At 68.3% G+C, this 11,890-nt stretch carries 10 protein-coding genes; 6 read left to right on the forward strand and 4 right to left on the reverse strand.

Translation table 11 applies throughout. From position 1 onward, the window contains the following. From NM2_RS50560 to NM2_RS46100, 3 genes are all read left to right on the forward strand, one after another. A partial coding sequence (locus NM2_RS50560) for a hypothetical protein (RefSeq protein ID WP_067683910.1) occupies positions 1–807 on the forward strand: 807 nt, incomplete at its 5' end. Between the two features lie 120 nt (positions 808–927). Continuing rightward, positions 928–1,506 carry a sigma-70 family RNA polymerase sigma factor gene (locus NM2_RS46095; RefSeq protein WP_040819228.1) on the forward strand — a complete coding sequence of 193 codons (579 nt, stop codon included), beginning with the start codon at positions 928–930 and terminating at the stop codon, positions 1,504–1,506. Further along, entirely contained in the window at positions 1,499–2,701 is a 1,203-nt protein-coding gene (locus tag NM2_RS46100; RefSeq protein ID WP_157122051.1) for an anti-sigma-D factor RsdA, read from the forward strand. The genes NM2_RS46095 and NM2_RS46100 overlap by 8 nt, the downstream gene beginning before the upstream one ends. A gap of 121 nt (positions 2,702–2,822) precedes the next feature. Here NM2_RS46100 and NM2_RS46105 read toward each other — a convergent pair whose 3' ends face one another. Continuing rightward, positions 2,823–3,236: a DUF5319 domain-containing protein gene (locus tag NM2_RS46105; RefSeq protein ID WP_019932909.1), complete on the reverse strand. Its 414-nt coding sequence runs from the start codon at positions 3,234–3,236 to the stop codon at positions 2,823–2,825. Positions 3,237–3,629: 393 nt separating this feature from the next. Between NM2_RS46105 and guaB the strand changes: the two genes are divergently transcribed. Both guaB and NM2_RS46115 read left to right on the forward strand, forming a co-directional pair. Next, positions 3,630–5,171 (forward strand): IMP dehydrogenase, encoded by a 1,542-nt coding sequence (gene guaB, locus NM2_RS46110; protein WP_245718577.1) that lies wholly within the window; start codon positions 3,630–3,632, stop codon positions 5,169–5,171. A gap of 210 nt (positions 5,172–5,381) precedes the next feature. Next, entirely contained in the window at positions 5,382–6,515 is a 1,134-nt protein-coding gene (locus NM2_RS46115; protein ID WP_067683916.1) for a GuaB3 family IMP dehydrogenase-related protein, read from the forward strand. Here NM2_RS46115 and NM2_RS46120 read toward each other — a convergent pair. Further along, on the reverse strand, positions 6,512–7,309 hold the full coding sequence (locus tag NM2_RS46120) for an alpha/beta fold hydrolase (RefSeq protein WP_067683929.1): 798 nt from the start codon (positions 7,307–7,309) through the stop codon (positions 6,512–6,514). The genes NM2_RS46115 and NM2_RS46120 overlap by 4 nt on opposite strands. A gap of 532 nt (positions 7,310–7,841) precedes the next feature. Here NM2_RS46120 and guaA point away from each other — a divergent pair. Further along, a complete protein-coding gene (guaA, locus tag NM2_RS46125; RefSeq protein ID WP_067683919.1) occupies positions 7,842–9,416 on the forward strand; it encodes a glutamine-hydrolyzing GMP synthase in 1,575 nt (524 codons plus the stop codon). Between the two features lie 64 nt (positions 9,417–9,480). Here the strand turns inward: guaA and NM2_RS46130 are convergent, their stop codons facing one another. Both NM2_RS46130 and NM2_RS46135 read right to left on the reverse strand, forming a co-directional pair. Further along, positions 9,481–9,702, reverse strand: coding sequence for a hypothetical protein (locus NM2_RS46130; protein WP_067683921.1), 222 nt, complete (start codon positions 9,700–9,702; stop codon positions 9,481–9,483). Continuing rightward, the gene (locus NM2_RS46135; RefSeq protein ID WP_067683932.1) at positions 9,695–11,242 is read right to left on the reverse strand and encodes a PspC domain-containing protein; all 1,548 of its coding nucleotides are present in this window, start codon (positions 11,240–11,242) and stop codon (positions 9,695–9,697) included. The genes NM2_RS46130 and NM2_RS46135 overlap by 8 nt, the downstream gene beginning before the upstream one ends. Positions 11,243–11,890 lie beyond the last annotated feature (648 nt).

An 11,890-nucleotide genomic window follows, 5' to 3' on the forward strand; every position in this document is an offset into this window, starting at 1 on the left:
GCCGACGGCGTCGAGTCGTGGCTGCGCGCGTTCGCGCTGGGCGGGCAGGGCCGGTACGCCGCCGCGCGCGCCGAACTCCACCGCACATACCGCCTGACCGGCGATTCGGTGCTGCGTTCGCTGGCCGCCAGCACCGAGGCGTCGCTGCTGCGGCAGTTGGGCTGGCATGCCGAGGCGGCGGTGCTGGACGGCAGGGCGCTGGCCGGTGCGCACGGTCCGGGAGCGCGCTTCGCGCCCGACGCTCGCGTGATCGACACGGAACTGGTCTGTGTCGCTCGTGTCGAAGCGGTGTGCGATGCGCTGACCGGACTTGCCGCCGATGCGCTCGGAACCGCCCGGCCGTCCCTCGCCGCCCGGCTGCTGGAACGTTGCCGCCAGCCGATCGAGGCGAGTGCGGGGTGGCGCGCCCGGATGCGCTGGCATTGGGTCTGCGCCGAGACCGCGCTCGCGGCCCCCGGCTCGGGTCTGATCGAGCGGCCCGCGCGCGATCATGCCGCGGCGGCCGTGGCGATCGCCGAGCAAGGGCCGTCGACGAGACATCTCGTCAAGTCCCGTCTACTCCTGGCCGCCGCGACGGCCGCGGACGGTGATCTCGATCGCTCCGCCCGACTCGCGGCGGCCGTCGCCGAGCAGTGCCGCGAGCACGGTCTGCTGCCACTGCGATGGGCGAGCGCCATGCTGCGCGGCGGAGTCGAAACCGGTTCCGCCGCAACACTCGCGGTGGTCGAGGCGGCTGAGTGCGCCCGTGAACTGGCGATACTCGGCGGTCGATTGCGTTCGGACACCGAGGTTCTCGGCACCCCCTGATTCACCGTGTTGCCGAGCCCACGGTTTGGAACCGCTATTGTTGGTTTCGTTCCGCCGACCGGTGGAAGCACTGGTCAAACACGGACCGTGCCACTTGTAACGCCAGGAATATCTCTGACGATGACGCACACGGGCGAGGAGTTGGACACCGCCGTCGCTGCCGCAGCGCAGGGTGATCGTTCGGCTCTAGCCCAGGTATTGGAGATCGTTCGCCCGTTGGTAGTGCGCTACTGCCGGGCGCGAATCGGTTCCGCGGAGCGTGGGCAGCTCTCCGCGGACGACGTCGCACAGGAGGTGTGCCTGGCCGTGATGACCGCCCTGCCGCGGTATCAGGATCAGGGCCGGCCCTTCATGGCCTTCGTCTACGGAATCGCTTCGCACAAGGTCGCCGACGCCCATCGCAACGCCGCCCGTAACAAGTCGGACGCGATGGCCGAAGTACCAGATGTCATATCCACCGACCAGGGGCCTGAACAGCGAGCTCTCGAGTCCGAGGCCGGACGGCAGATGAACACTCTGCTGGCCACGCTTCCGGAGAAACATCGGGAGATCCTGATTCTGCGCTTGGTGATGGGTCTGTCAGCGGAAGAAACCGCAACCGCCGTGGGCAGTACGGCGGGCGCGGTGCGGGTGGCTCAGCACCGGGCCCTCGCGAAACTCAAGTCACAAGTGGCGAGGGCAGGTGAAATGTATGGCTAGGGATGGCGAGCGCGGTCGGGGCGACTGGAAAGCGCGGCTTGGATCGCAGAACAGCGGTCCCTACGCCGAGGACTCCGGTGACACCGGGCCGGTGGATATCGCCGCGGTTCGTCGCGACGATGCGCTGATCGATGCGATCGCCGGCGATGGGACCGTGTCGACCGGCAGCGACGAGGAGTATCAACTCGCGACGCTGCTGGCGAGCTGGCGGGCCGACATCGTCGACGAGCCGTTGCCGGCCGGACCGGATCTGGACGACATTGTCGCGGCTGTCAACCAGGAAATCGGCGCTCGGCAGGCAAGGGTCAACGCCACCAAACGCGGTCACCTACGGCTCGTGCGCCCGCTCATGGGCGCCGCGGCCGCGGTCGCGCTGATCGCCGGTGGTATGACGGCGTTCTCCTACAATGCCGAGCCCGGCGATCCGCTGTGGAAGGTCAAGGAGGTCGTGTTCAGTCAGCAGGCCCAGACCACCATCGCGCAGAACGCCCAGGGCGATATGGCCAAGGCGCAGGATCTGATCGCCGCGGGTCATCCCGACCAGGCCAAGTCGCTGCTGGCGAGCGCGCAGGCCGGGGCCGGGCAGATCAGCGATTCGGCTCGTAAGAAGACCCTCACGAACCAGTGGAACCAGGTCTGGACGGCGTTGCACGACAAGGCTCCCGAGATCGCCGCCTCGCTGCTGCCCAGTGGCGTGCCGGTGCCCACGCTGCCGAATTCGGTCGTGTTGCCCACGACGCTCCCGTCGTGGCCCAGCGGTGGACATCCGAGCAGCGGTACCACCTCGACCACGCGCGATCCGCGCCTGCTGCAGGGCACAGCGGGGAGTTCCACGTCCCCGCAGGCGCCCGTCAGCACGGTGCCCGGCGGGAACACGGTGCAGACCAATCCGTCGTCCACACATTCGAATTCGCCGACCACGGTCGTTCCGCCGACGACTCGGCCCGGCGGACACGAGCCCACGGGAACGGTGCAGCCCTCGTCGGCGCCGACCAGCGTTCGGGTCGTCCCGACCATGGACACCGGGCCCACGACGCATCAGATTCCGACGGGGGATCAGATGTCCACGGGGAATCCGATCCCTACGGAGAATTCACTGCCGACCCAGCATTCGCTGCCCACGGTGCAGCCGGTCGTGCCGACGGTCCACGTGCCGACGGGCGGCGGCTTCCTGCCGGGTGGGGGATTCAGATAGCCCGTCGTACGGACACAATCGAATAACGAGGCGTTCTTGCAACGACCGGACGGCCCTACAGGCGTCCGGTTTTTCTTTTGGCCCGGCCGACGCGCAAGGCGTCGGCCGGGCCAAAAGTGGATCAGGCGTCGAACCCGTCGAATCCGTCGCCGTGCAATGCCTCGTTCATCGAAGCGTCGGCGTACCCGCGGCAGTAGTCCCACGTGACGTAGGCTTCCGGGGTCGGATCGTAGGCGGGCTCGTGCGGGCGCACCGTGCCGTCGACCAGCAGCTGGAGTAGGTTGGCGCGCAACATATCCCAATCGTGGTAGTGATCTTGCCGACAGTCTTCGCAGCTGACCACGAGCCCGCGGATACCGCGGTGCGCCAGCAGCGCCTCGTAGACAGCGAGGTCGGCGAGATCCTCTTCGACCGCTAGCCGCTCGTGGGGATCCAGCGGCTCCCCAGGCTCGATGGCATCCAGCGCGGCCGACGGGTCGGAGGGATCTCCGGCGAACGGGTCCGGCGGCAGGCCAGGTGGTAGATGGTCACGCACATTCCCACGGTACGCAGAACCACCCCCTCCGCGCCAGCGCTGCGCATATTTTGACGGGCTTGTCGCACCGATTCGAGGGGTTCGTGGGGTGCACCGGGGTGCGCGGTCCGAAAACAACCGGCAACGGAAGACTGTGCGGGACAGATCACTCCGGGCCGGTGCGCGGGCGTGTTCAGCAAACCCTGTACCCCCGGTTACGCGCAACTCGGGAGGGATCGAGTCGAGGCCGTGGTCCGGTGTCGGCGGAGCCGCCGCGATCGCGCGCATGGGCGGCCGATACCATGGACGCCAGGTGCCGGGAAAGACTTTTCGGCTCCGCATCCGTCAGCAGAAATTCGCGAGCCCGGCGTGTTCCGGGCTCACAGCGTTCGAGGTCCAGGAGGGGTCGATCCGATGACTAGTCCCGTGATGGGCGAACGTACCGTCCGCCCTCGTACGGGTGGCGACGATCCGAACAAGATCGCCATGCTCGGCCTCACATTCGACGATGTGCTGCTGTTGCCCGCCGCTTCGGATCTGATCCCCAGCTCGGTGCAGACGTCGAGCCGGCTGACCCGGGACATCACGCTGCGCACGCCGCTGGTGAGTTCGGCGATGGACACCGTCACCGAGGCGCGCATGGCGATCGCGATGGCGCGTGCGGGCGGTATGGGCGTGTTGCACCGCAATCTCGCGACCGCCGATCAGGCGTCGCAGGTGGAGACGGTGAAGCGCTCGGAGGCGGGCATGGTCACCGATCCGGTCACCTGCCGCCCGAACGACACCCTCGCCGAGGTCGACGCGATGTGCGCGCGGTTCCGCATCTCCGGTCTGCCGGTCGTGGACGAGACCGGTGAGCTGGTGGGCATCATCACCAACCGGGACATGCGCTTCGAGGTCGATCAGAACCGCCACGTCGCCGATGTGATGACCAAGGCGCCGCTGATCACCGCGCAGGAGGGCGTCACGGCCGAGGCCGCGCTGGGCCTGCTGCGGCGGCACAAGGTGGAGAAGCTGCCGATCGTCGACGGCGAGGGCCGTCTGCGCGGGCTGATCACCGTCAAGGATTTCGTCAAGACCGACCAGTACCCGAACGCGACGAAGGACCGGGACGGCCGTCTGCTGGTCGGCGCCGCCGTCGGCGTCGGTGAGGACGCCTGGTCCCGGGCGATGACCCTCGCGGACGCCGGGGTCGACGTGCTGATCGTGGACACCGCACACGGCCATCAGACGCAGGTGCTGGAGATGGTCACCAAGGTCAAGACCGAGGTCGGCGACCGCATCCAGGTCGTCGGCGGCAATGTCGCCACCCGTGAGGGCGCCGCCGCGCTCGTCGCGGCGGGCGCGGACGCGGTGAAGGTGGGTGTCGGCCCCGGCTCGATCTGCACCACGCGTGTCGTCGCGGGCGTCGGCGCGCCGCAGATCACCGCGATCCTCGAGGCCGTCGCGGTGTGCAAGCCGGCCGGTGTGCCGGTCATCGCCGATGGCGGCATCCAGTTCTCCGGCGATGTCGCCAAGGCCATCGTGGCCGGCGCGTCCACCGTGATGCTCGGCTCGCTGCTGGCCGGTACCGCCGAATCGCCGGGCGAGCTGATCCTGGTGGGCGGCAAGCAGTTCAAGAGCTACCGCGGTATGGGCTCGCTGGGCGCCATGCAGGGTCGTGGGCAGGGCAAGTCGTATTCGAAGGACCGCTACTTCCAGGAAGACGTGCTCGCCGAGGACAAGCTGGTGCCCGAGGGCATCGAGGGCCGGGTGCCCTTCCGCGGTCCGGTCAACCAGGTGATCCACCAGTTGGTCGGCGGTCTGCGCGCGGCCATGGGCTACACCGGATCGCAGTCGATCGCCGATCTGCAGGAGAAGCAGTTCGTCCAGATCACCGCGGCCGGGCTCAAGGAGAGCCACCCGCACGACATCACGATGACCGTCGAGGCGCCCAACTACACCGGTCGCGGCTGACACCCCCGTAACCGGGGGGTGACTGGACGCTGGTGAGGGCGGTTAGGCTCTTGCTGTGCTCGTCGCAGGCGGCTCGGCGTGCCCGGTCCGTGGCGTGCGCGGTGACGGAGCACCCGGCGGCTTCGCGAACCGGCGAGCCTCCCGGCTCCGCGACCCCGCGATGCCCGAGGCGGCGCAGCACACACTGCGCAGGAATTAAGGAGAACTTCAGTGCGCGACATGGTCGAGATCGGCATGGGCCGGACCGCCCGGCGGACATACGAACTGGACGATGTCGACATCGTTCCCTCCCGGCGCACCCGCTCGTCCAAGCAGGTGTCACTGGCCTGGCAGCTCGACGCCTACCGGTTCGACATCCCGCTGGTGGCGCATCCGACCGACGCGCTGGTGTCGCCGGAGTTCGCGATCGAGCTCGGCCGTCTCGGCGGGCTCGGCGTCATCAACGGTGAGGGTCTGTGGGCCCGGCACGCGGACGTGGCCTCCTGCATCGATCGCCTGCTCGAGGTGGCCGAGAAGGAGGGCACCGAGGCCGCGATCGCCCTGCTGCAATCGCTGCACGCCGCCCCGATGCAGCCGGATCTGCTGGCCTCGGCGGTCGCGCAGGTGCGGGCCGCGGGTGTGACGGTGTCGGTGCGGGTGAGCCCGCAGAACGCTCGCGCGCTGACCCCGGCCCTGGTGCAGGCCGGAATCGACCTGCTGGTCGTGCACGGCACCATCATCTCCGCCGAGCACGTCGGCGACGGGGAGCCGCTGAACCTCAAGACCTTCATCGCCGACCTGGACGTTCCCGTGGTGGCGGGCGGGGTGAGCGATCACCGCACCGCACTGCATCTGATGCGCACCGGCGCGGCCGGTGTGATCGTCGGGTACGGCTCGACCGCGGGCGCGACCACCACCGGTGAGGTGCTGGGCATCGGCGTGCCGATGGCCACCGCGATCGCCGACGCCGCCGCGGCCCGCCGGGACTACCTGGACGAGACCGGCGGCCGCTATGTGCACGTCATCGCGGACGGTGACATCGTGTCCTCCGGGCAGTTGGCCAAGGCCATCGCCTGCGGCGCCGACGCGGCCATGCTGGGCGTCCCGCTGGCCCTGGCGCAGGAGTCGCCCGCCCGCGGTTGGTACTGGCCCGCCGCGGCCGCGCACCCGTCCGTCCCGCGTGGCGCCCTGCTGAAGTTCGCCGACGAGGACGATCGCCCGACCCTGCAGCAGCTGCTCTACGGTCCGTCCAGCGACCCGTGGGGTTCGATGAATCTCGTTGGCGGCCTTCGCCGTTCGATGGCCAAGGCCGGTTACCGCGAACTCAAGGAATTCCAGAAGGTCGGACTCAGCGTCCGCGCTTAGTGGGACTGGGTCAGGACCGTCTCGCGGAGGAATTTGCGGATGGCGGAGTTGACCTGGGCCGGGTGGGTCATGTTCACCGCCTGACGGGCGGCCTCGATCTCGACGAAACGTGAATTCGTCAGTCGCCGAGCCATTTCCACGGCGTTGGTGCGGGCGACACCGGACAGGGCGGGGTGGATCACCAGGACCGGGCAGGTGATCTCCGGCAGGCGCTCCAGGATCGAGTCGCGGCCCAGGATGCAGCCCGCGGCCACCTCGGTGGCGTGCGGGTCGCGCGAGAGCCAGCGCTTGACCCAGACCGCGCGATACCAGGCGTCCTCCCCGATCAGCCACTGCGCCAGATGTTCGGCCATCTGGCGGCGCAGGCGCGGCTCGTGCCAGCGCTCCAGGAAGCGGCGGGAGTTGTCCAACTCGTGTGCGGTCGGGGCGTGGGCCTCGGTGGCGATGAGGATCAGCGCGGCGACGCGCTCGGGAGCCAGCAGTGCCGTGCGAATGGCGCTGAATCCGCCCTGGGAGGTGCCGCCGACGATCGCGCGCTCGACCCGCAGCTGATCGAGCACGGTGAGCGCATCGCGCGCGGAGGTCCAGTAACTGAACGGCAGCCCCTGATCCCGGGTGTGGCCGTGGCCGCGGGCATCCCAGGTGACGATGCGGAATTCCGGGGACAGCGCGGCGACCTGCGAGGCGAACATCGTTCTGTCCATGAAGAATTCGTGCCCGAGTAGCACTACCGGGCCGTGCCCGCCGCTGTCCTCGTAGTGGATTTCGGCGTCGATCGCTCGGGCGAATGGCACGAGCACGAGGATAGCTGGAACCCACGCCCTGCATGGGCGGTTGTCCAGCTTGTCCCGCCGGTACACCGCGATGTCCCACCGGATCCGAGGCTGCTCCACATTCGCCGGAGCTTTGTTGCGCCACACGGAGATTCGAGCGTCATCCAGGCAGTGCACAGTTCTCGCAGATCGTGAACACCGCGCGGGCCTCTGATAGTTCGTGACCGCGCTGGAGCCTCGGTCGCCCGAGCCCAGGTGTCTCAGCCGAATCCGAATCACCTGAGTAACCGCGAGATACTTGTCCGCCTCTTCTTCCGCTCACATCCACCTGAGCAAACGTGAGACATGTGCTCTCCCGGCCCCCCACGGAGCGAGTCTTCGAGCGACCGTTCGCGGCCGGCTCGCCGTTCAGCACTCGAAGCGCATGGGCGGAGCCCGAGTCTCGAGTGCTGAGCGGCGAGCCTTGGGGGCCGCGAACACGCCGGAGCGAAGCGGAGGCCGAAGACACAGAGGCCGAAAATGCCGCTGGTTGCTGGGTTCGTAAACTGTCTCAGTGGCAGAAACCCAGCGACCGGTGCTCGTTGTCGATTTCGGGGCGCAGTACGCGCAGCTGATCGCGCGGCGGGTTCGCGAATCCAGCGTGTATTCCGAGGTGATCCCGCATACCGCGACCGTCGAGGAGATCGCAGAGCGCGCGCCGCTCGCGGTGATCCTGTCCGGCGGGCCGTCGAGTGTGTACGCCGACGGAGCGCCGCAGCTGGATCCGCGCCTGTTCGACCTGAACGTGCCGGTCTTCGGCATCTGCTACGGATTCCAGGCGATGGCCCAGGCGCTGGGCGGCACCGTCGCGCACACCGGCACCCGCGAGTACGGACGCACCGAACTCAGCGTCGACGGCGGTGTGCTGCACGGCGGTCTGCCCACCGTGCAGCCGGTGTGGATGAGCCACGGCGACGCGGTCACCGACGCTCCGGCCGGATTCGAGGTGACCGGCACGAGTGCGGGCGCTCCGGTGGCGGCGTTCGAGGACACCGAGCGGCGGCTGGCCGGTGTGCAGTACCACCCCGAGGTTCTGCACTCCCCGCACGGCCAGCAGGTGCTGAGCCGGTTCCTGCACGAGATCGCCGGTATTTCGGCGTCGTGGACCCCGGCCAATATCGCCGAGGTGCTCATCGAGCAGGTGCGTGAGCAGGTCGGTGACGGGCACGCGATCTGCGGCCTGTCCGGCGGTGTGGACTCCGCGGTGGCCGCGGCCCTGGTGCAGCGGGCCATCGGTGACAAGCTGACCTGTGTCTTCGTCGACCACGGTCTGCTGCGTGCGGGGGAGCGCGAGCAGGTGCAACGTGATTTCGTCGCCGCGACCGGCGCCAAACTAGTGACCGTCGACGCGGTGGACAAATTCCTCGGTGAGCTGAAGGGCGTCACCGATCCGGAGGAGAAGCGCAAGATCATCGGGCGCGAATTCATCCGCTCGTTCGAGGGCGCCGTGGCGCAGGTCGTGAAAGAGGCCGGGGCCGTGGATGATTCGACCCCGAAGGTGGAGTTCCTGGTGCAGGGCACGCTGTATCCGGATGTGGTGGAGTCCGGCGGCGGCTCGGGGACGGCGAATATCAAGAGCCACCACAATGTCGGCGGCCTGCCGGAGGATTTGGAGTTCTCCCTCGTCGAACCGCTGCGGCTGCTGTTCAAGGACGAGGTGCGCGCGGTCGGGCGCGAATTGGGATTGCCCGAGGAAATCGTTGCGCGCCAACCGTTCCCGGGGCCGGGACTGGCCATCCGCATCGTCGGCGAGGTCACCTCGGACCGGCTGGAGACGTTGCGGCACGCCGACGCCATCGCCCGCGAGGAGTTGACCGCGGCGGGGCTGGACCGGCAGATCTGGCAGTGCCCGGTGGTGCTGCTGGCAGATGTGCGCAGTGTGGGCGTCCAGGGTGACGGCCGCACCTACGGTCATCCGATCGTGCTGCGCCCGGTGTCCAGCGAGGACGCGATGACCGCGGACTGGACGCGGCTGCCGTTCGACGTCCTCGAGCGCATCTCCACCCGCATCACCAACGAGGTCGCCGAGATCAACCGCGTCGTACTGGATGTGACCAGTAAGCCGCCGGGCACGATCGAGTGGGAGTGAGCGCGGCTCTCATCTGAAGCGGGCCCGGACCGCCGAACGGTCCGGGCCCCGCTTTTTCCGGCGGTCAGCGTCCGCGCCGACGCGGCGAGATCACCATCACGATCCCGGCCACGATGGCCACTGCCACCACGATCCAGCCGATCGGGAAGGCGCTGTGCGCGGGCCACGCGGACGGGCCCAGGAAGGCCCACACGCTCACCGCCAGCGCCAGCAGTCCGGCGAACAGGAGTGAGAACGACGGTCCGCGACCGGTTTTCGGATCATCGGTCCTGGTGTTCTCAGCCATGGGTCACCTCCGCATCTCCGGCTTGAACGTCGACATCGAGGGTGAGCACCGGGCCGGTGGCCGGGCCCACGAGTCCCTGTGGGCAGGTGATGTCGCCGACCTTCGCTCGGCACCGCGCGTCCAGACGCATCGACGCGGGCACCACGACCCGGAAGTCGCCCGCGCGAACCTGCACCGCGACGGTGCGATTCTCGGTGAGATGCAACGACCGCAGATCCAGCGTCCCGTCACCCACGGTGATCCGGTACGCGGGGTTCAGCTCGGCCATCGTGGCGGGTTTCCAGGTGTGCTCGCCCATCGCGGAGCGGTCGAACGTGACCGGGCCGACGAGCGAGGCCAGGACCACGAATCCGGCCAGCGGGGCCAGCAGCACCATCAGGCCGTAGCCGCGCCGCAGGAACGCGCCGATCAGCAGGCCCAGCCCGACCACCGCGAGCGCCACCGCGCCGATCCGGCCGGGCGTCATCCAGCTCACACCGGCTGCTGCCAGTGCTCCCGCGACGGCCGCCGCGAGGACGGCGCTGCCGATCACGATCGGGGTCAGCCGTGAACGGGGGCGTGGGGGAGGCGGAGGTGGCGCCACCGGGCCGCGCGGGGTGGGGTCGGGCAGATCCCAGGCCAGCGGGGACACTCCGAGCGGATCCCAGCCCGCGGGGTTGGGACGGATCCGGGACGGGTCCGGGGGCGGCCGGTACGGGCCGGTTCGCGGGGGTGTGATCGGTTGTGTAGCTTCGCTGTTCGGGGCGGTCGTGCGAGGCTGGAGCTCCTCGTCTGCTGCTGTGCCGGAGGAATCCTCTTCTCCGACAGGCGAATCCACCGGTGCGTCGGAACGGAGTACGGCGGTGTTCGAACCGGCGGTCCCCGCGTCCGGTTCCCGCGCAATGGCCTCGGTTATCGCGTCCGGTGATGAAACATCTTGTTCGGCAGCATCTTTCGGAATATCGGGCTCGTAGTGGTCGGGTAGCCTGGTGTAGGGGCCGTAGGTCGGCCCGGTCCAGGGGGGACCGCCCGGGAACACCCCGGGATATCCGGTCGGTGCGGGTCCGCCGTCGGGCAGCAGCGGATCGGCGCTGCCCGCGGGCGGATTGGGCTGACGCAGGTACAGCAGCCACCAACCGGCCACCATCAGGGCGAAACTGATCACTCCGGCCCCGCCGAGCCCCGCACCCGCCGGTCCCACGGTGCTGACCGCGATCACCAGTGCCACGATCAGCACCAGCGTCTTGGTCGGTGACTGCATACTGTGACCCCGGCCGATCAGGCTCTGTGCGGCGGACACGTCGTCCTGTTCGGCGGGCATCAGCAACCATGCCAGCAGATACAGCACGATGCCCGATCCGCCGAAGATCGTGGACACCACGAAGGCGACCCGCACCAGCACCGGGTCCACCCCGTAGCGATGCCCGAACCCGGCCGCCACACCGGCGACCGGCCCCCGGCTCGGCAGCCGCACCGGCCGCGTCCGCCACAGGTGGTGGAGCTGCTCGTTGAATCCGGTCCGGCGGCCGGTCCCACCGGTCCAGCCGTTCGCTCTGGTCATGCTGTCCATGGTGACCGTGCCGGTGCCCGGGCCGCATCGGGGAAGACCCTGATTGGTCTCGGAGAAATCGGCTTCCCGAAGTCGCGCTACAGCACGAAGCGGATCACCGCGTGGTGATCGGACCGCCATCGCCGCGCGACTCCTGGCCGGCGAGCGGTGCACCATGTGGATCTTGACGATGCGGGTTAGCTCCGGCCGAATTATTGAATATTCGGTTTCTGAATAAATTTGGTGGTCGTGCCCAGTTCGGGTCGGGACCGTCTTGGTGGCGGTCGTATGAGTTGTGGTCCAGGTTGTTCGCTGGCTGTCTTGCTGGGATCGAGAATTCCGGGCGGCGAAGAGCGATGCAGGTGCCGCTCGCTCAGGAGACTCTGCGTCGATGGTCACGCTGATTTCCGACGATATAAGCACTTTTTCTGAAGTGATCAGATGCCAGACTTCGACAGATCGTTTGGATACCGAATGATTTAACGTGCAGTGTTTGACAGATCACAAAATAATCGTATGGTTATCGCCATCACACTTCGCGGATCCTTAGTGATTCGAATGGATTGAGGTCTCAACGATGAGCAGTCATCTGGCGGATGAACGATCCGCATCCACGTCGGCCGGTCCGCGTTCCCGCGCCGGAGCCGAGGTGCCCGCAGT

The organism is Nocardia miyunensis NBRC 108239, assembly GCF_001613065.1.
Lineage (GTDB): Bacteria > Actinomycetota > Actinomycetes > Mycobacteriales > Mycobacteriaceae > Nocardia > Nocardia miyunensis.